Below are 19,933 nucleotides of genomic sequence, written 5' to 3' on the forward strand. Positions count from 1 at the left end.
CGATAATACCCTTATTTGCTGTGAACTGAGAACTAGTAATATTTACTGCAAAGGAGAAAAGAAGTTTGACCATCAGCAAAGCACTGACCGGGTTAATGACAGTGTTGCTTGTGTTCTTCATAACGGTTGCCGGTCAGGCCCGTGATGGTGTGGCTTTTTCCTGCCAAATTCCGTATTACTTCGGAAAAGTCAGGGATTCTGTCACTCCCGGTACACAAACGGCAGCATTGTTCAGTATTGAAAATCGTACTCCCAGCGGGAAAAAGGCATTAATAACAATTGACCTGCCGCCAGGCTTTAGTCCCGCCGGTTCCCTGGGGGAATGGGAAATACACAGACAGGGCGGGAATTACCGGCTGACCAGGCAAGCTACACTGGCAGGCGGTTATGATCAATGGTATGACCTACTGCCTTTGGAGGTCGCAGACGGACTGCCGGCAGGTGTGTATACAGCCACTGCCAGCGTTGGCGGTGAAACAAAGCAAGTGCCGGTAGCTGTGAATGCCGGTCAGGGTGAGGCTCTTAAACCGGTTGCCATAACCGGACTTGTGCTGCCTTTGGACAGAAACGGAAAAACAGATGAACGCATGGGCCGCAATGTCTTAGTACTCAGGGACCGCCAGTGGGACTACTACAAGAATGTACTGACAGGCAAAGGTGCGTCAAATCAGGAAATCGAGGCCATCCACCCGGTGACTCATCTGGGAGTGGATATTGCCAACCCGTCCGGTGTGCAGAAACTGGTTGTGGTAAGTGTCAGCCTGCTGGACGCCGCCAGCCGTTTACCGGTCCAAGGTCTGTTTACCCCTGGTGCGACCAGCGAGGATGTCAATGGCGGAGCAATGGACCGGCAAAAGAACTTTCTGGAAGCCTTTACGGCCCTAGACGGGGATGTCAGTCAACGGCTGCAGATTCCGGTGTACGCCGACGAGCGCGATTTAACGGATGGGGAGTATATTCTTAGGACCGAGGTAAGTGACGGGGTGGCGCCGCCTTTAATCTGGGAAGAAAAGCTTACAATTGTCAAAAAAGACAGCAGGGCGCTGCTGGTAGTCAGCCTGGCGGTAATGACGGTTGCGCTGGGGGCGGTGATGGCGCTGCGCCGTTGCCGGCAGGTACTCACTGTGCTGAAAACGCGCTGGCTGGTAACCATCGCTTTGTTTGGCGCGGCGGCATTTGCGGTTGTCAATGTGCCTTCTACCTTGCTAAATGACTTCTTCCATATTCTGTTGGGGCCGTTCGGCTTTATCATCACCGGTTTATTCAGCGGTGTATTTCTGTATATGATGGTGGTGGCGCTGGTAATCTTAATTCCCCGTCCGGGTGTGGTGGCGCTGATGACGGTTGTTCGCATGCTTTTGGGGATGTTGGCTTTCGGGCAGATTTCTCCCATTAGTTTGTTGTCATACGGCTTGCAAGCCTTTTGGCTGGAATTTTTGATTTACAGCAGCGGACTGTACGGCTGGCTGCAGAACCGCCAGGAACACAATCTGTCTTGGAGTAAGATTGCACTGTTGGCAGCTAGCTGCGGTGTGGCCGACACTATTGCAACCTATGCAGCGCTGCAGGCTATGGCGGTTTTATACCGGATGTATTATGCCGCCTGGTACATTGCTTTGGTATTGGCTCTCAATGGTTTTATCTATACTGCCGTCGGCGCAGTCTGCGGTAGCTTCCTCGGCAGCCGGCTGGCCAAAGTGGGGGGAGACTGAAGATGGATTATATTGTAGAACTACGTGATGTCTCGTTTACCTACCGGCATCGCGATACACCCAGTGTGAAAAATGTCAGTCTCAAGATTAAGGCAGGCGAATTTCTGCTGCTGACAGGGGCGACAGGCTGTGGAAAAAGTACTTTGCTGAAGATGCTCAACGGGCTGATTCCCCAGGAAAGCGGGGGCAGGCTTACCGGTGAAGTTTTTGTGGGTGGCTGCTCTACTCAGAATATAGCCGTGTCCGCGATGAGCCGCACGGTTGGGCTGGTTTTTCAGAATCCGGAGGATCAAATTTTTTCAACCACGGTATATGATGAAGTTGCTTTTGTACTTGAAAACATGGGGATGACAGCAGCCGGGGCTGAGCCACTGGTTAAGGAAGCGCTAAAACTGGTTGGTCTGGCCGATAAGGCGGAGGCGAGTGTTCACGCTTTATCAGGCGGGCAGAAGCAGCGACTGGCTGTGGCGGCCGTACTGGCGGCCAAACCGCAGGTGCTGGCGCTGGACGAACCTATCAGCCAGCTGGATCCGCAAGGAGCTTTGGAACTATTGGCGGTGCTTAAGCAGCTTAACAGCGAACAGGGAATTACCATAATTTTAGTCGAGCATCGCCTCCACGAGGTGTTGCCTCTGTGCCACCGGGTGGCTGTTATGGAGGACGGACAGCTCCACTGGCAGGGCAGTTGTGCGGAAGCGTACGCCTGCCAGGACCTGTTTGCGGAACTTGGCCTCAGGCTGCCGCAGCCAGTGACAATTTGCCACAAATTAGGGGTTGCGGTGCAATCGGCCGAAGTCAGTCATGTGGTAGCGGCTATCCGGCAATGTTATACCGTTCCCATATATGAGCCGGCAACGGCGGCAGGCCCGCCGCTCAGGCCGACAGATGAGCCGGCGGTAACGGTCCGGCAATTATCCTTTGCCTATGACAATTCCAGGGATCTGGTGCTGAATAATCTTGCGCTAACTATTGCAAGAGGACAGTTTGTTGCGCTTATGGGTAATAACGGCGCCGGCAAATCGACCTTATTGCACCTGATCGGCGGGTTGCTCAGGCCGGTCACGGGCGAAATCCGGGTCCTGGGGCAAAAGCTTGCCGCTATCTCACCGTCGGTCGGCATGGTATTGCAAAATCCCGATTTTATGCTTTTTAACAGTACGGTACGGGAGGAGATCAGTTTTAGTCTGCGTCAGCAGCAAGCGGATGACGGGAACTGGCCGGAAATTTGTCAATTCTTTGCCGGTAAACTTGGTCTGGCAGGCCTGGAGGCTGATTTCCCGCTGGCACTGAGCCGCGGACAGCGTCTCAGGGTAGCCATTGCCGCTGTCTTGACTTCTCAGCCGCAGGTTTTGCTGCTGGACGAGCCGACAACCGGTCAGGATATCGGGCACATTGAGGATATCGTCCTGCTCCTTAGGGAATACACCCGGCAAGGCGGCAGCATTGTTTTTTGCACCCATGACACCGAGGTGGCAGCCCGGTTTGCCGACCGTGTGATTGTTATGCGTCAGGGGCGGATTATAGCCGACGACGTGCCGGCGATGGTCTTTCAGGATCAGACTATGTTGGCATCGGCCGGCCTGAAACCGCCGGCGGCGCTGCTTACAGCCCGGGCTTTATACGGCGGTGCGGCGCTGACTGTAGAGGAGGTGGTGGCGTATGTACGATCGGCAGGTGTGGGAAGCTACTCCCGGGAAGACTTTGCTTCATAGACTGGATACCCGCTCCAAAATAGTGATTCTGCTTTTGCTGGCAGCCATGGTTTTGTTGGTGGACAGTCCCCGTCTCCTGTTTCTCCTGTTTTGTCTGTCGCTTTGCCTGCACGGAGTCGCCCGCTCCTCGCCGGCCAGGTGGCGGGTACTGATGGTGTTTGTACTCTTGGGTATCTGGGGCTCGATGACAAGCCAGGCGCTGTTTTACGCCCGGGAGCCGCGGACCGTTATCGCCTGCCTGCTGCCACCGGCAACCCCTGTTATTGGCGCGCTGACCGGCGGGGTGTACATTTACCGGGAGGGTCTGGAGTATGGCGCTGTTCAGGCGCTGCGTTCCGGTACTATGCTGACTTTGGGACTCTTGCTTAACTGGACAAGCGATCCGCGGCACATGCTGCGCAGTCTGCTGTCCTGGCATTTGCCGTATGAACTGGGCTTCATGCTGATAACCGGACTTAGATTCCTGCCGGTGATTTTTCAGGAGACAGTCATTGTACTGACCGCCCAGCGTCTCAGAGGCTTCAATCCGCTGCGGGCGCTTTCACCCCGGCGTTTGATTCAAACTGCTTTTCAGACCTTGTTTCCTATTTTGGCGCGAACGCAGCGGCGGGCCGCTACCTTGGCCGCATCGGTGGAAAGCCGCGGTTTTGGCCGGGAAGTGCCAGCAGTGCCCCTGGCTCCCTGGCCTGGTCCGGAGCGGTTGTTCTGTTACAGCCTGCTGCTTATCGTCCTTGGCGTCATTGTATTGAAATTGATTGATGCGCTGCAGTATAACGGCCTGTTATATGTGTCGTCCTGGCGGGCATTGTATGATGTTATGAAAGAGTGGCTGTAAAGATAATGCAAAAGTTTTTTACAACAGGACTTGCCATATTGTTTATAAGTACTCTGGGTCTTTTGGCCGTGCAAATTTTTGGCATACAGAGCAGCCAGGTGAGTTTTTCCCGTCAGCAAAACGGCACGCAAACAGGCGCTTATGTTAAGGTGCTGGAAGCCGGGCTGGGTCAAACTGAGGTATTTAACTACCAGCGTATGGGCTTTAATAAAGGTTTTATCCGGTTTTCCCCTGACGGCAGATTCTTGGCTGCCGGTTCAGAAGCTGGCGAGGTGCTGCTGTATGATACCCGGGGCAGCCTTATCTGGCGCAATACGGTCGGCTTAGGCAAGCTCTCCGCCCTTGAATTTACCCCGGATGGCCGGGCAGTACTTGTTGGCGATACCAGCCAACAGGGGTGTTTATTCAGTCTAGACGTAACGGACGGCAAGGAATTGTGGCGGCAAGCCAGTGTTAATGAACTGGGCGTAGATATCAGGGAAAAAACATTTCCCGGAATGGTAGCTATCCGGACAGATTCCGCCGGTATGATTTACGCTGTGGCGCAGCGGTATATAAAACATCCTGACGGGCGTAACCAGTATGTCGGGCGGATTTACAAGTATACGCACGACGGCAGGAAAGCAGGCGCATTCCCCAGTGATCAAAATCTGGACTGCTGGGTAAGCTGGCTTGGCGTGGATGATGACGGCGGGAGAGTGGTTTTTTCCACAGCAAATTTTGATATGGCTAAATATACCTATGACCAGAATGTGTATTGCCTGGACGGGACGCTCCAGACCGTGCTGTGGAGCCGTTATCTGGATGCCATCCAGCCGTACCCGAATGTTACCATGCGTACAGGCCTTGAAATTAGCGGCAATGGCGGGTATGTGGCCGGTATTGCCAGTGACGGGCGGTGTTTTCTGTTCGACGGTGAGCAGGGAGAGGAGTTGTGGCGGCGCAGCATTACCCAGCCGCAGAAGATTGCCGGTGTCTATATTAACTCCACCGGCAATTTCAGTCAGATTGTAGGTGAATATGCTATATTTACGACAGGCAATACATATAACCGCGCCAACTGGCAGCTGCCAACCCCGGTGGAAAACCCCAATTCCAACAGTTTGTTTGTGTTTGATTTGCAGGGCAATCTGGTAAATAACTATAAAATCGGCGGGATGATTGAGCAAATTTCTACCGGTAAACATCAGGCTGCTTTGGCCGGCGGCCGGAATGTCCGCTCCAAGGACCCGTCCGTACATGGGTTGTATATTGTTGCCATACCGGAAGCCCGTCTGGTGGATTATGCCGCTACCACCGGCCCGTGTGTTGCTGCGGCTATCAGCGCTGACGGACGGTATGCCGCCGGGATCGAAGCCCCAATCCAACTGGACGACGGGCAGATTATCGGCGAGTATAAACTCATTCTTCTGGCTAAGCAAAACCGGCAGTAGCCGCTGCTATGAAATCCTATAAAGATTTTTCCCCAGGCGGGCAGTGAGCAACGCTTCGACGCTTGTGCTAAAACTACGCTTTTACTCACTGGCCGCCAGTAATCTTTATCCGACGGCTAACCCGCCTCTTAACTCCCACTTCTCCAAGTGGGAGTTATACCCCTACAGGCACAGGCGAGCAGCTAAATCCCGGATAAGAGCGACTGACCTTCAGATAGGGCTAAAAACCACCTGAAGCTAAGTCTGCTTTATTGGATACTATATAGACCGGCCGATGCGCCGCCTGCGAAATTAAAGTTACGGAGATGAAGCTATGGAATTAAGAGCACAGGCAAAGGTATTGTTGCTGCGGCTCCTGCTGGTAACTTTTCTTGGACTGTCACTGACTTTAGCCGCCGGCTGCAGCGGCGCCGGCAGTAATGCACCCCAGCCGGCAGGGACTGCCGGTGCTTACGAAATTGTGGACGATACCGGGACAGTGCTGAAACTTCAGCATAAGCCACAGAAGATTGCCTCGCTGTCTATTAGCACCGATGAAATTCTCATGGCCCTGGTAGCGCCGGAGCGTATTGCCGCTTTTAGCTATTTAGTTGATGACAGCGGTATTTCCAATATTGCCGACCAGGCCAAAGCGGTACCTGGCCGGATTAAGGCCAACGCCGAAGTCGTTATTGCCCTCCAGCCGGATCTGGTGATTATTCCGGACTGGCAGCCGGTGACCTTAATCCAGACCCTCCGGGAGGCAGGCGTTGCTGTGTATGTATATAAAGCGCCCGCAAATCTGGTTGAGGTCAAACAATCGATTGCAGCCATAGCCCGCGTGGTCGGGGAAGAAGCGGCCGGCGGCCGGGTCATTGAGAACATGGATAAAGAACTGGCGGGAATTGGTGAGATTGTAAAGCAGATACCGGCGGAAAAGCGGCAAGTGGCGATACGGTCTAACCTGATGGGGGACAATGGCGGTAAAGGCAGCACTTTTGAAGATATTTGCCGTTATGCCGGGGTTGAGGACGGAGCGGCTATGATTGGGCTGACTATGAACGAGGTTATGTCCAAGGAGCAAATAGTCAGAATTAATCCCGATGTTATTTTCTTGCCGTTATGGGATTACAGCGGTAAGAACGATCTGAAGAAATTTGGCGAGGATATGCAAAATGATCCGGCGCTGCAGCCGGTAAAAGCCATTCAAAACAGACGGCTGGTTGCTGTTCCCGACAGCCATTTATCCTGTAACTCGCAGTATATTGTCGAGGCTGTGCGGGATGTAGCCCGTGCCGCGTATCCGGAATATTTCAAAGACAAATAAGTTGGCAGTGTAAGCATGGGAGGAGAGACAGACCATGGGGAACATCCTGTTTTTGTCCAACATTGACCGTCAGTGCGTCATGCTGGAAAATGCCAGGCGGCAATTAAGCGCCGAAGGTCATTTAAAGGAAGCAGGCGGCATTATTTATTTGCAGGACAACCTTGTCTGGAATAGGGAGTGGCAAAAGCAATTTGCCGACAGCCGGCTGGTGTTGTTTTCCTGGATGGGCATGGGGCGCGATACGCTGTTTCTTAGAGAGGCCACGGAATTTTTGCGGAAGAATAAGCTTGCTCATGTTATGCTGGCTACGGAAATCCAGCCGGAAGATACGTTTGGCGGCGTAACGCCCGAAGAGCGAAATAAGATGCGCAGATATCTGGCATACAGCGGCATCAGAAACTACCGTAATTTTTGGCTATGGCTAAATAGCAGGTATTGCCGGCAGACGTGCCAGTATGAAGAGCCGCAGCAATTATTATGGAACGGCATCTTTCATCCCCGGGCCGGTAAGGTTTTTACCGATGTGGCCGAATACCGGCGGCTGTTTTGTAAACCGGACCAGGCAACTGTCGGCCTTATTTTTCCGCGGGATGAATGGATTTGGTCCGATTTGACCTATCAAACAGAGTTAATTGAGGCAATTGAGGCCCAGGGCCTTAATGTTATTGCGGCGTTTAGTCATTGGGCGCGTAATAACGAACTGAACGCTGCCGGGGTGGATGATACCGTAAGCGCCTTCTTCTTCCAGCAGGGTTTGCCGGTTATTGACGTCTTAATTAACACCTTCAAGTTTTCGCTGACCGTAGGAAAACCGGTGGATGGCCGCTTCCTGCAAAACCTGGGCGTGCCTGTGCTGCAGGCTTATGTGATGCTCAGATCACGCGAGGATTGGCGCTGCAGTCCGGAAGGCCTTTCGCCCATGGAAATTACCTGCAACATTGCCCTGCCTGAGTTTGACGGCGTTATTCATGCCGTACCGGTTGCCGGCAAAGAGGTTAGTCCTGACGGAACGGTAAAATACCGGACGCTGCCCGGGCGGATTCAACGGGTTGCCGCGAAAGCGGCTAAATGGGCGAAACTGCGGCGCAGGGCCAACAGTGAGAAAAAAATTGCCATTATCTTTCATAATTATCCGCCCACCAATGCCCATATCGGCAACGCGCAGGGCCTGGATTCACCGGCCAGCATCCGTCTGCTGCTGGAGCGGATGGCAGAGCGGGGCTATAAGGTGGCGGATATTCCGCCTGACAGCCGGGCATTCATGGATTCCCTGCTGGCGGCTGCCACCAACGACCGACGCTTTTTGTCCGAGTGTGTTCTTAAGCAGGCTCCGGGCAAGCTTTCGGCTGATCATTACCGTTTTTGGTTTGATGCTATTATGCCGTGGATTCAGGAGGAGCTTATCAGAGACTGGGGGCAACCGCCGGGTGAGGTTTTCCGGTATGAAAATGAACTGTTGGTTCCTGGTCTGCTAAACGGCAATATATTTCTTACCGTTCAGCCGCCGCGCGGTTTTGGCGAAGACGCCGCGAAAATATATCATTCACCGGACTGTGCTCCCACCCACCATTATCTGGCCTATTATCACTGGCTTAGAGATATCTGGCAGGCGGACGCCGTTGTCCATGTCGGCACGCATGGCACTTTAGAGTGGCTGCCGGGTAAAGGCGCCGGCCTGTCAGCAGCCTGCTATCCGGATCTGGCGCTTGGTGACCTGCCTAATGTCTACCCGTTTTTGCTTACCATTGTCGGTGAGGGAATACAGGCCAAGCGGCGGGGCGCCGCCTGTCTGATCGGCCATTTGCCGCCGCCGGTCAGCCAGGCCGGCACCTATGATGAGTTGGCGGAACTGGAAAAGTTGCTTGATGAATACTGCCATTTCCTGCAGAATCAACCCGGGAATGTCCAGGTTGTGGCCGAACTGATCCAACAAAAAGTAATGGAAACCAATTTGAAGGACGACATGGGGCAGGCCGAAGGCGAGCTGTTTGCCGATTACGTACAGCGCCTGCACAATTACATAACCGACATCAAAAACATGCAAATCCGGGTCGGATTGCATACGCTCGGCTGCCCGCCACAGGGGGAAGTATTAATTGAATATTTGCTGGCTCTGACCCAGCAGGCGAACGGAGAAATACCCTCGCTCACTGAAACGGTAGCTGCCAGCCATGGTTATGATTACGATGAACTGCTGACGCAAAGCGGCAAGCTCCTGCCGGACGGCAGTAAAACCTGCGGCGCACTGCTTGATGAAATCCGGCAGCAATGCCGGGAAATTATTGAATGGCTGTATAACCATGACTTTTTACCTGAGCAGGCGGAAGCGATTACAGACAGGACCGAATTGGCAGCCTTCAATCAGGAGCTTAGAGCAGAGTTAAGACAAGTAGCAGGCTATATTTGCCAGTCACTTTACCCGAACGTCATGAAAACAGAGCAGGAAATCGCCAATCTGCTGTCCGCCCTGGAAGGCCGGTATGTTGAACCCGGCCCGGCCGGAGCGCCGACCAGCGGGATGGCCGATATCCTGCCGACTGGCCGCAATTTTTACGGCGTTGATCCGCGCACTTTGCCGACAGCGGCTGCCTGGGAAGTGGGCAAGACGCTGGGCGATAGTTTGATTGAACGCTATATTGCCGATGAGGGACGCTACCCGGAAAATATCGGCATGATATTCTGGAGCGGCGCCAATATGCGCAGTCACGGACAATGCATTGCTGAATTCTTCTATTTACTGGGTGTCCGGCCGGTATGGCAGCGCGGCAGTCAAAGGGTCGTTGGCCTGGAGGTTATTCCGCCTGCCGAGCTTAAGCGGCCGCGAATTGATGTAACGGCCCGCATTGGCGGTTTATTTCGCGACAGCATGCCCATGGCCGTAAAATGGATGGACAGGGCGGTCAGTCTTGTCGCCAGGCTGGAAGAAGGCCCTGAGGTTAACTATGTACGCAAGCATGTCCTGAACGATACTGAACTGATGAAAGAGCAGGGAATAGAACCTGCTGCTGCCTGGGAACAGGCCTGCTATAGGGTATTTGGCTGCCCTCCCGGCACTTATGGCGCCGGTGTCAGCCACCTCCTGGAAGAAAAGAACTGGGAAACCGTCGATGATTTGGCAAGAGTGTATGTTCGCTGGGGAGCCCATGCATATGGCGCCGGGGCGAGTGGCGCATTTGTGCCGGAATTATTCAGCCGCCGGCTGGCAGCTCTTGATGTTACCGTGAAAAACGAAGATAACCGGGAAGTGCACATGCTTAATTCCGATGATTTTAATTCCTTCCACGGCGGCATGATCGCTGCTGTCCGCAGTCTGAAAGGCGTGGCGCCGCGCTCATACTGCGGCGACAGTTCCAACCGCCGCCAGGTCAGGCTCAGGAGTCTGGCTGAGGAATTTAAGCGTTTGTTCCGGGGAGAGACCATGAACCCGAAATATATTGAAGGCATGAAGCAGCATGGCTATAAAGGGGCTGCCGATCTGGCCGCCGTTGTGGCCCATTGCTATGAGTGGGACGCTACCAGTGCTGTCATGGAGGACTGGATGTACCAGGGACTGGCCGATAAATACGCGCTTGACAGAAATATGCGCGAATGGATGAGCGCTGTAAATCCCTGGGCCTTGCAGCGGATTGCTGAAAAACTACTGGAGGCTGAGCAGCGCGGTTTGTGGCAGGCTGATGCTACGGTTGTTCAGGAACTCCGGCAAATGTATCTGGCTATTGACGGTGAATTGGAAGAACGGGGTGACAGGTAAACGACATGATTAAAATGCTAATACTCGGATTGACCGGGCAGTGCAACTTTGCCTGCAAATATTGTTATGCCCATGAACATCCGGCTGAAACCATGACCAAAGACACAGCCATTGCCGCCGTTGACATGGCGGCGGCTGACGGACAGGCTTTTGTGCTGCAGTTTAGCGGCGGTGAACCCCTGCTTAACATTGATGTCATTGCGGAAGTCATTCGCTATGTCAAGGAAAATGGCTTACCGGCCATCATGCAGGTCCAGACCAACGCTTCACTGATTACCCGGGAAACCGCCGCCATTCTCAGGGCCGGCCAGGTGGGAGTCGGCATCAGTCTGGACGGCAGACCCGATATTAACGACAAGCAGCGCTGTCTTACAGATGGGCAGGGAACCTGCAGGCAGATTCTCAAAGGAGCCGGCCAGCTGGCGGCACAGGGTGTCGCCACCGGCATCACCTGTGTTGTTACGGCGGAGAATGCCGCCTCGCTGCGTGGGGTTGTGGAGATGGCCTATTACCTGGGCAATGTCCGGCGGATCGGTTTTGATATCCTGCGGGCCCAGGGGAAAGGCGGCGGGATGGAGCCGCCTTCTTCGTCAGCCGTGTGGCAGGGTGTCAGGGAAGCATACGAGACGGCGGAAGTATTGGCCGGACAAACCGGCAGAACCATGCTGTTCTCCCAACTGGAGCGGGTGGAAATGCTGTCGGCTGACAGAATGCCGGGGTTTGCCCATTGTCATGCCATGAACGGCGAGGCGGCTTTTGTCGATGCCTGCGGCGGTATCTACGCCTGTTCTTCCCTGGCGGGCAATCAGGATTTTTATCTTGGACATGTGAGAACAGGCCTGGACAAGGGAAAACTGCAAAAGGTTGCGGCGCTGATTCAGGACGGAATGAGCTTTTGCCTTAAGTGCCCGTCTTTCTCCCTGTGCGGCGGGGCGTGTTTCGCCCGCTGGTACGGGGCCAACTGCGGCAGTCAGGGCTATGATGTCGAATGTGCGCTTAAGCAGGTGTCGATAGAATGGTATCTGGAACATCACGAACAAAGGAGACAAGACCGTGAAGGTTGCATTGCTGCATGTAGATGTTAGCGGCGGTCCGGCAAGCCGCAATTTAGATATTTTGGCCAACGGTATTCAACTGGCTGCGCAGGCCGGCGCCAAATGGATCGTAACGCCGGAGACAGCCGTACAAGGCTATTTCTTTGCATGTGAGCGCGAGACCAAGCCCATTAGTGTAGCCGTGCAGCCTTCGACGGCAGTGAGGCCCATTCAGCAGCTGGCGGCTATGCGCCAGACTACTGTATTCCTATGCTGCGCCGAGCAGGATGAGGTCAGCGGCAAATACTATAACAGCTGCCTGGTGATTGGACCTGATGGCCAGGTGTTGGGACGGCACCGGAAAAAACAGGCTCATAGCGGTGTATCCGAAGGCTGGGCCAGTAAAGGTGAGCACCTGGAACCAATCCAGTGCGGCGATATCACAGCGGGAGTATTGATTTGCGCCGATACCTGGTATGAAGAAAATGCAATCGCTATGGCGGATAAAGGCGCAGAGGTCATTGTTGTGCCGGCGGCCTGGCCGCCGGGTGGCTGCGACGATCCACCGGAAAACGCCTGGAAAAAAGCTTCGGCTGTCAGCGGCAGGCCGCTATGGGTATGTAATCAGACCGGCAAACAGGAACGCCTGGACTTTTCCCAGGCGCTGAGCACCGTCATCGTCGGCGGTGAGATGCGGCTCGAATACAGCGGAAAGCCGGCCGTACTCTTGTTTGACTGGGACTTTAAGGAGCAGTGCACCCCATCTAATTCGTTTCGTGTCGAGAAATTATGATCAGCTTTTGAAAAGAGGATGAGAATATGAGCAGTTGGTTACAAGGGAGGGAACAAGCCTTGAAATTAAGTACTTTAAGTACCGGTGATTCAGTTTATCGTTATTATAAAAGCATTGTTATTCCGTTTGAGCAGCCCCGTAAGGTAGCCAGCACCGCCATCGTTAATGGCGGGTACAGGGAAGACCTGACGGCGGTATTTAATAATGACTGCAATCCCGGGGCCGGGATGGCCTGCGTCATGCGGGCCCCCACCTATCAGGAGCATATGCGGCTCATTACGGAGGAAATCGGTCTTGATCCCGCGACGACGGCTGGAATGGGAACAGCAGCTTCCATGGAGAATGTAGCCATACATACGCAAAGCTATGAGAGCCTGACCGTAACGGCTATTGTGACCGGCGGAGTTGAGGTCAACGGCGGCCGGGCCGGCGATCCGGCAGACTATTTCCAGCCTATTGACAAGAATTCTATTGAAAAACCCGGTACCATCAACATTATTCTGGTTATCGACGCTGACTTGCCGCCAGGCATCTTGAACCGTGCCCTGGTAACCTGCACGGAGGCTAAGACCGCAGCGTTGCAGGAACTTATGGCCGGCAGCAACTATTCGACAGGACTGGCAACCGGCTCGGGTACCGATCAGACCATTGTCATAGCCAATCCTCAATCGGCACTGTACCTGGAAAGCGCCGGCAAGCATTCCAAGCTCGGCGAACTCATCGGCCGGACGGTATTGCCGGCTGTCAAGGAAGCACTGTATAAGCAGACCGGTCTGTCGCCACGCCAGCAGCACAGTATGCTGCGCCGCATCAAACGGTATGGCATTACCGAAGAAAGTTTGTGGCAGGTCTATACGGAAAGCAGCGAGAAGACACTGCTTAAGCCTAAATTCATGGATGCACTCTACCAGTTGGACGGTGATAATTACCTGGTGACTTATGCTGCCTCCTATGTGCATCTGCTGGATGAGCTGCAATGGGAATTGCTGTCAGGCGTCGAGGTGCGCCAGGCAGGCAACGAGCTGTTAACCGCGGCGGCGGCTAAATACCGGATGGAAGCGCCGGTTATTACCGGCACCGGCGTCGATTCCTGCCTGAAAGCCTGGCACACTTTAATACTGGCGATTGTCAGGAAAAAACTGGCGGAACAGGCAAGGTGCTAACGCGTCATAGTAATGTTATTTAGCCAGCAATTTGCTATACTATAGGAAAAGATTACAAGGGGGATGATAAAGTATGACGGTTCGCTTTATTGTTCGTATATTGGTAGGCATAATTGTGTGGGGATCAACATTTGCAGTGGCAATGCCCGATGCCTGGGCTACAACCAGAGTGCTGCCGAAAGACACAAAACTTCATCCGCAGGGTTGGGCTGCCGGTGATCCTGTCCAATTCAGAAAAAATACCGTTGTCAATTGTAATGACCAGGAGGAAGTCGTTACCGGGACGCTGGACAAGGATACGCTGCTAGCGCCGCGTGGCTGGAGCCGGGTTATTGATGATTATTACTTTGCCACGGTCTACGATGGCACCGGCCCCTATTTTGGCCGCTTTGGGACCCGCCCGTTTTTCGGCCGGAACTATCCTGTCGCCATCCCCGGTTACGGCCATTTGCTGTATAAAGGCGGCACAGTGGTGACTTTTAGCGAACAGGGCGAAGTTGTCTCGGGGACCATAGCCCATAAGGCTACCCTGCGGCTAATAGAGGGTAAATACGGCTACGTAACCTTCAAGGAAGATACCGTGCTGCGCTTTTACAATTCAGGGGCAGTCTTGACCGGCACTCTGGATGAGGATACTTACCTGCGACCGGTTGGCTGGCAAAAGCTGCTTACAGGCAATGATGCCGCCGGGTACATAAAATTCAGCAAAGGTAAAAACGCCATCTTTAACGAAACGGGCGAACTGACCGCAGGTACGGTCAAGGATGCGGTCACCCTGCTGGCCGAAGACGGCACCCATAAAGAATTCCCCGCCGGATCTACCCTCCAGTGGAATGAAAACGGCGCAGCCATAAAAGAAAAATTCGCGCAAAGCATGCCCTGACAACAGGGCTAAAACACGGGGACAGGGACTTTGTTTCCCTAAAAATATACAAAATTTGCAGATTTATATAAAGGAATTTTTTACAAAATACCTCATATGAGGTATTTACGCCTTACCCTGCTTAGCCTAATCTTAAATAGAGACAATACTGCTGGTTAAAGATCAATCGGTGACCTAATAAAATAATATTGCTGGGATAGGTGCCTAATGAGAATGATCTGAAGATACTTGGCTGGAAAATGCGTAAGTATCTTCAGCGCTATTGAAGGCTAAAAGAGAAGCCGGTTAAAAGCCGGCGCGGTCCCGCCACTGTAACGGGGAGTGAATCCGCATAGATGTCACTGAAGCTTAGCTTTGGGAAGACGCGGAGGAGCGAAGAGCCGGAGCCAGGAGAACTGCCTATCTGACAATCGCCGATTGACCTGCGAATGATGGGAAGGAGGTTACGCAACCTGTGAATAGACTTTTATTCCTATTGGCAGTATAACGTATATGCTCTCTTGTCCACAGAGAGCTTTTTATATTCAAGTGCGGAATCAATTATTAAAAACATTAAAGGCTGAAGGTGCTAAAAATGATGCCCCAACATGTTTTTCGGCCAGTACACCAACTGTATCAAGGGATCTGCATTTTAAACTGGCAATTCAAAAAAAAATATCAAAATGAGAGTGCCAAAGAGATTTTTGAAGAAAAATGTCCCGAATTATTCCCCAAATTCATTAAAATCTGTAAAAATTTTAGTGGAATTCATAATGACGTCGATAATCCTTTGATTAGCTATAGCGGGACACTTCACTATTTACCGGGCACTGCTAGTTTTAGCTGCCTGCGGCTTGGCGAAGCGGAAAGAACGAGTTTTTTTATTATTTTTGATTTTGTTCCTTTGCTGGAAAGCGAAATCGCCACTGACATAGTTCTTACTCCCCGGGAACGGGAAATTGTACAAATTATGGCGATGGGAAAGACAAATAAAGAGATAAGCAAGATGTTGTGTATTGGTTTGGAAACAGTAAAATCTCACATTCGCAATTTATTTGCTAAGACAGGCACAAGTTCCCGGGTTGAACTGATCGGAAAACTTCAATATTCCCGCTGTGATGGCAGAGCATCATGGGTGGATAAGGCCGGTGGATAATTTGAATTGGTAGTTTTAGAAAGTGGGGTTGCTAAGCCATGGTCGAGGACGCGAAATTTAAGGATTTGATTAACCAGCTTAACAGTCTGGGATACAATCAGTATCAACTCAATAGAATAATTGAAGAGACAGTAGGCACTTTGGATCTATCTAATCTTACAATTGCGCAAAATAATGAGTTACTGGAAACCTTGCAGGGGTATGTCGATTTTGCTATTCGCTGCCATAATTCGCCTAAATAATGTAGTAAAAATAGAGCAGTATGGTGCTCAGGCGAATATATCTTGTAAAAAAAATTCTTCCCCGATACCTCAAATGAGGCATTTATATCCTGATAAAATGAGAATATTTTTAAATTAGAATGAATTGTAAACATATTCACTATAACAAGAGCGCTAAAAACCTCCCTGAACAGCAATTACTGCTATACCTAGCGAGTGATAGAAGGGGATTTATATGTATTTGTGGCATTTACTCAGGCGGTTTTGTCGAAAAAAGAAGCCTCTCCGGATGAGAACAACACATCCGGAGAGGCTTCTTTTTTTATCCTGACAGAAAGGATAACTATCGCCTGGATAAGGGCAACCTCGGCTGCCACTTTTGCTAAAGCCCAGCGCAAGCTGTGTTTATTTCGTACGGTTTTGCGCGGGAAATAGTGAAAATGCAGCTCTTGCAAAATACCTCACCTGGGGGATTTACGGTATAGGAGTTATGCAATATATTCTAAGAGGAAACATTATCCATCATAAACTACTGCTAATTGCCTGGATAAGGGCACGAAAGCTGGCAAAAACACGGGCCAAAAACATAAAGTAAATCGATTTTTTCAAATAAGCTAATGATTATAGCGGTTTTTTAGTTTAAATAAGTTTTCCTTGTGAATATATTCACCGGTGTAAATGGATTTTTTAAAATCACTGAAAATTTATTCGTATTTAAGTAAGGCCGAGATGTTTGTCACAAGTGAATAGCGAGGGATAGGTGCCCTTAGGGGCTTAATAGGGAAGATTGGTGCAAAACCAACACGGTCCCGCCACTGTAACGGGGAGCAAGCCTGCGAAAATGCCACTGGAGCATATGCTTTGGGAAGGCGCAGGAACGCAATGAACCGGAGTCAGGAGAACTACCTATCCAACAATCACCATTTGGACCTGCGAGCGACGGGGAGGAGATTACGGCAAGCGAAAGGATACACCATCTGATTGCTGACGTAAGCGTCCAACTCCCGGAAGGGGGTTTTTTTATTTGAAAATGTGATGAGAATGAGTGCTGGCTTGCCTGTGTAGCGTCTGTCTGTGCAAAAATGATGCTACCTGTAAGCCGAAAATGAAAGCGTGTGCCGTTGCGCGAGAACTGTACTGTTGTACCGAAATTTGTTGGTGGAGAGATATTATGAAAAAAAGTAAAAAGGCAGCTGGAAGCAATAACTTTCCCTCCGGACAAAGGCTGAGCCTGGCATTGGCAGTGGCGATATCCCTGGGTGTGTGCTTGCAGACGGTGCAAGCCGAAGAAAGCGCGAATGCGGATAATCCGGACTTTACCCTGGAAGGAGTTACCGTTGAGGCTAAAAGGCCTGATTGGGAAAGCAAATTATCGCCGGGTTCGGTTACGGTTATCCGTCCCGATGATTATAAAGGCGAACAAAAAACATTGCCTGATTTACTGAAAAATGTCCCTGGCGTTCATGTGCGCGAGGTAGGTGGCAAAGGTCAATATACTACGGTCAGCATCCGGGGGTCAACAGCTGCCCAGGTCGGTATTTTTATCGACGGTGTGCTTACCAATCTCGGCGGCGACGCTGCTGTGGATATTTCGACAATACCGGTCAAAAATGTAGAACGCATTGAAGTTTACCGCGGCTATATTCCCAGCCGGTTTGGCGGTACCTATATGGGTGGCGTCATCAATATTGTCACTAAACGGCCTACCAAAGCCAATGTGTCTGCTGAGGCAGGACGGGCCGCTTACGGCGGTGCGACCTACTCCATGCAGATAGATACGCCGTTAGGCAGCGGCAGCCTGATGGTGGGGCTCAACCGTGAGCAGAGCGACGGTGATTTTCCCTATAAGAACTATGCCGCCGAACGCAATCTGCAGTATGCCGCTAAAATGCGTGACGGTTACCAGGCGGAATTTGATAATTTTAACGGCGATATGATTGATAATGCCGGTCAGCGGTATAATGTCAGCTTAACGGCAACTGAGAAAGCAACCTTTAAGGCCAATACCGATCAATGGCTGAACTTTGTTCGGGACGATACGGCCGGTCAGGATAACTTTTACAGCCGGGCGTATGCAGGAAGTTATGCAGCCGCCCCGGGGCAAAATGCGACCATCCTATGGGCTTCTATCAAAGATACGGAGAAATGGGCAGGAAGGTTCTCCCAAGCGTCTGATTTTAAAAATTTCTTTGCAAGCGCCGATGCAGCCGCCAAGGCTGAGGTCTATCGTGATTATGCCCAGGCCGAGGCAGAGTATGCAGTCAGTAAAGCCGACCCGCAAACGAATTCTGATATGGCCGGGAAAAGTAAAGAGTTAACGGAATGGAAAAAGAAGATACAAATGCTGGAAGAAGATGAACGGCACCGCCGGTACAACGATTTCAAAAATACCGACGCGCTGATCAAGTGGCAGGATGATAACTGGATGATCAAAGCCAGCTGGAAGAAAATTGACCGTCACTTGCCGGACAGCTTGTGGGTCGAAGGTGCCGGTACAGCGGTGGAGCTTGGCAGTTATGTGGATGCCAAGGATATCTACTATGCGGAAAGCCGCAGACAGGTGCTTGATGCCAAGGAATTTTTAGTGCAGCGGCGGGATACGGCAGGAAAACTGGAATGGGGCTGGATGCTCGACTACCTGCATCAGGATAAGAAATACAATACGGAAAAGGCGTACGACTTGGATTCGATAAACTGGAAAACGCCTCTGCGGTTATGGAGCAATTATAAGTCAAATAAATACAATGCCCAGCTGGACGGCAGCTATAAGCTGACAGACCATCAGCTGCTTGAGTTTCAGTCGAACTTTTCCAGTGAAAAAATGAAAGTCCGCGGCTCCGGGATGGATGATTACTCCAAGGGCGACACAGGCCAGCCGGTAGATAGTCTGATGGCCAGATTCCGCAATTATTACAGGCAGGAACTGCTGAATGTCCAAATCCAGGATACCTTCACCATGGACCAGGAGGAGACGTTATGGCTGACGGCAAGCGGCCGTTACAATCAATCCCGCATTGTGGGACGCAGTACACGCCTGCAGAAGGAAGACGCCCATCAATGGTTCGGAAAAGAGGATGACCAGACCAACGGTAAGGCTACCTGGCAATTGGCTTTGAAAAAGCAGTTTACCGACAATTTTACCATGCGTATGACCGGCGGCACCTATTACCGGTTATTGAATCTGTATGAAATAGCCGGCGACGGAGCCGGCATTCTGCCGCCGCCGCGCGGCGCCGCCGCAACCGGCACCGCTTTTCCCCTGCCGGAAGAGGGGAAACAGTTTGATATCAGCGCGTTGCTGAGCGGTAAAGCGCTAAACGCCGACGCCAACCTGACGCTGACTTATTTCTGGCGGGATTCCGATAATATGCTGCAGCTGGCGCGCCGGGGACTGGATTACTGGTCCTACTTTAACGACAATCGCGGTAAAGCCCACGGTGTGGAAATACAGACCGGGCTGAACTGGCAGAAGGTATCCTTCGACCTGCAGGCTACTTATACCAAGGTACAGCTGCAGCGGCGCAACAGCACTTTTGCCGATTACGGCGAAATCGGACCCTGGCGTAACGTCTGGCCGACTTATGCACCGGAATGGGAAGGCTCGGCGCGTCTGACCTACCATCCCACCGCCCAGCTGGCCATATTTGGCCAAGTCAAATACGTCGATCAATATTTTACCGATTATTCAAAAAGCAAGCTTGGCGGCGAAGCATCCTACCTGTCCGGCAAGCCGGTGGATTCATTAACCACGGTGGATGCCGGGATTAAATGGAAACCCAATACAACCGTGCAGGTAACCATCGGCTGCAATGATATTTTTAATAAAGGTCCGCAGATGAAAATTTACAGTCCGTCGGCTTTTGCGGTGGATGGCTATATTAATCCGGAATTTCCTATTCAGGGCAGGACTTATTATGCCACGGTACGTTATGAATTTTAGTATATAAAGCCAGGA

The 19,933-nt window shown here is 51.9% G+C and carries 14 protein-coding genes and 2 riboswitches; of the genes, 13 read left to right on the forward strand and 1 reads right to left on the reverse strand.

Annotated features, from left to right (window positions below):
• Nucleotides 1-65 precede the first annotated feature (65 nt).
• From SATMO3_RS05215 to SATMO3_RS05270, 12 genes are all read left to right on the forward strand, one after another.
• Entirely contained in the window at nucleotides 66-1,712 is a 1,647-nt protein-coding gene (locus SATMO3_RS05215) for a hypothetical protein (protein WP_371378492.1), read from the forward strand.
• Between the two features lie 2 nt (nucleotides 1,713-1,714).
• Nucleotides 1,715-3,424, forward strand: a complete 1,710-nt coding sequence (locus SATMO3_RS05220; RefSeq protein ID WP_371378495.1) for an ABC transporter ATP-binding protein — start codon at nucleotides 1,715-1,717, stop codon at nucleotides 3,422-3,424.
• The gene (locus tag SATMO3_RS05225) at nucleotides 3,372-4,259 is read left to right on the forward strand and encodes an energy-coupling factor transporter transmembrane protein EcfT (protein ID WP_371378499.1); all 888 of its coding nucleotides are present in this window, start codon (nucleotides 3,372-3,374) and stop codon (nucleotides 4,257-4,259) included. Before SATMO3_RS05220 ends, SATMO3_RS05225 begins: the two co-directional genes overlap by 53 nt.
• A gap of 5 nt (nucleotides 4,260-4,264) precedes the next feature.
• Nucleotides 4,265-5,692, forward strand: a complete 1,428-nt coding sequence (locus tag SATMO3_RS05230) for a PQQ-binding-like beta-propeller repeat protein (RefSeq protein ID WP_371378502.1) — start codon at nucleotides 4,265-4,267, stop codon at nucleotides 5,690-5,692.
• Nucleotides 5,693-6,005: 313 nt separating this feature from the next.
• Nucleotides 6,006-6,998 carry an ABC transporter substrate-binding protein gene (locus SATMO3_RS05235; protein WP_371378504.1) on the forward strand — a complete coding sequence of 331 codons (993 nt, stop codon included), beginning with the start codon at nucleotides 6,006-6,008 and terminating at the stop codon, nucleotides 6,996-6,998.
• Between the two features lie 34 nt (nucleotides 6,999-7,032).
• A complete protein-coding gene (gene cobN, locus SATMO3_RS05240; protein ID WP_371378506.1) occupies nucleotides 7,033-10,749 on the forward strand; it encodes a cobaltochelatase subunit CobN in 3,717 nt (1,238 codons plus the stop codon).
• A 5-nt stretch (nucleotides 10,750-10,754) separates the two neighbouring features.
• On the forward strand, nucleotides 10,755-11,834 hold the full coding sequence (locus SATMO3_RS05245) for a radical SAM protein (protein ID WP_371378509.1): 1,080 nt from the start codon (nucleotides 10,755-10,757) through the stop codon (nucleotides 11,832-11,834).
• Nucleotides 11,803-12,576 carry a carbon-nitrogen hydrolase family protein gene (locus SATMO3_RS05250; RefSeq protein ID WP_371378512.1) on the forward strand — a complete coding sequence of 258 codons (774 nt, stop codon included), beginning with the start codon at nucleotides 11,803-11,805 and terminating at the stop codon, nucleotides 12,574-12,576. The genes SATMO3_RS05245 and SATMO3_RS05250 overlap by 32 nt, the downstream gene beginning before the upstream one ends.
• Before the next feature lie 59 nt (nucleotides 12,577-12,635).
• Nucleotides 12,636-13,739 carry an adenosylcobinamide amidohydrolase gene (locus SATMO3_RS05255; protein WP_371378515.1) on the forward strand — a complete coding sequence of 368 codons (1,104 nt, stop codon included), beginning with the start codon at nucleotides 12,636-12,638 and terminating at the stop codon, nucleotides 13,737-13,739.
• Between the two features lie 73 nt (nucleotides 13,740-13,812).
• Nucleotides 13,813-14,622 (forward strand): hypothetical protein, encoded by an 810-nt coding sequence (locus SATMO3_RS05260; protein ID WP_371378518.1) that lies wholly within the window; start codon nucleotides 13,813-13,815, stop codon nucleotides 14,620-14,622.
• 228 nt (nucleotides 14,623-14,850) lie between these two features.
• Nucleotides 14,851-15,040: riboswitch (cobalamin riboswitch) on the forward strand.
• A 156-nt stretch (nucleotides 15,041-15,196) separates the two neighbouring features.
• Nucleotides 15,197-15,757, forward strand: a complete 561-nt coding sequence (locus SATMO3_RS05265; protein ID WP_371378521.1) for a response regulator transcription factor — start codon at nucleotides 15,197-15,199, stop codon at nucleotides 15,755-15,757.
• A gap of 38 nt (nucleotides 15,758-15,795) precedes the next feature.
• Nucleotides 15,796-15,999: a hypothetical protein gene (locus tag SATMO3_RS05270; protein WP_371378523.1), complete on the forward strand. Its 204-nt coding sequence runs from the start codon at nucleotides 15,796-15,798 to the stop codon at nucleotides 15,997-15,999.
• A gap of 233 nt (nucleotides 16,000-16,232) precedes the next feature.
• Here the strand turns inward: SATMO3_RS05270 and SATMO3_RS05275 are convergent, their stop codons facing one another.
• The gene (locus SATMO3_RS05275; protein ID WP_371378526.1) at nucleotides 16,233-16,433 is read right to left on the reverse strand and encodes a hypothetical protein; all 201 of its coding nucleotides are present in this window, start codon (nucleotides 16,431-16,433) and stop codon (nucleotides 16,233-16,235) included.
• A gap of 286 nt (nucleotides 16,434-16,719) precedes the next feature.
• Nucleotides 16,720-16,903: riboswitch (cobalamin riboswitch) on the forward strand.
• 246 nt (nucleotides 16,904-17,149) lie between these two features.
• On the opposite strand from SATMO3_RS05275, the gene SATMO3_RS05280 reads away from it, so the two are divergent.
• Complete coding sequence (locus SATMO3_RS05280; RefSeq protein WP_371378528.1) at nucleotides 17,150-19,918, forward strand: TonB-dependent receptor; 2,769 nt, start codon at nucleotides 17,150-17,152, stop codon at nucleotides 19,916-19,918.
• Nucleotides 19,919-19,933 lie beyond the last annotated feature (15 nt).

The sequence above is a fragment of the Sporomusa aerivorans genome (genome assembly GCF_041428895.1).
GTDB lineage: Bacteria > Bacillota > Negativicutes > Sporomusales > Sporomusaceae > Sporomusa > Sporomusa aerivorans.

Excerpts from the sequence above, each read along its gene's own strand:
- SATMO3_RS05260 (WP_371378518.1), top strand. The coding sequence starts at position 13,813 with ATGACGGTTCGCTTTATTGTTCGTATATTGGTAGGCATAATTGTGTGG.
- SATMO3_RS05280 (WP_371378528.1), top strand. The coding sequence starts at position 17,150 with ATGAAAAAAAGTAAAAAGGCAGCTGGAAGCAATAACTTTCCCTCCGGA.
- SATMO3_RS05245 (WP_371378509.1), top strand. The coding sequence starts at position 10,755 with ATGATTAAAATGCTAATACTCGGATTGACCGGGCAGTGCAACTTTGCC.
- cobN (WP_371378506.1), top strand. The coding sequence starts at position 7,033 with ATGGGGAACATCCTGTTTTTGTCCAACATTGACCGTCAGTGCGTCATG.
- SATMO3_RS05270 (WP_371378523.1), top strand. The coding sequence starts at position 15,796 with ATGGTCGAGGACGCGAAATTTAAGGATTTGATTAACCAGCTTAACAGT.
- SATMO3_RS05225 (WP_371378499.1), top strand. The coding sequence starts at position 3,372 with ATGTACGATCGGCAGGTGTGGGAAGCTACTCCCGGGAAGACTTTGCTT.
- SATMO3_RS05230 (WP_371378502.1), top strand. The coding sequence starts at position 4,265 with ATGCAAAAGTTTTTTACAACAGGACTTGCCATATTGTTTATAAGTACT.
- SATMO3_RS05265 (WP_371378521.1), top strand. The coding sequence starts at position 15,197 with ATGATGCCCCAACATGTTTTTCGGCCAGTACACCAACTGTATCAAGGG.
- SATMO3_RS05220 (WP_371378495.1), top strand. The coding sequence starts at position 1,715 with ATGGATTATATTGTAGAACTACGTGATGTCTCGTTTACCTACCGGCAT.
- SATMO3_RS05235 (WP_371378504.1), top strand. The coding sequence starts at position 6,006 with ATGGAATTAAGAGCACAGGCAAAGGTATTGTTGCTGCGGCTCCTGCTG.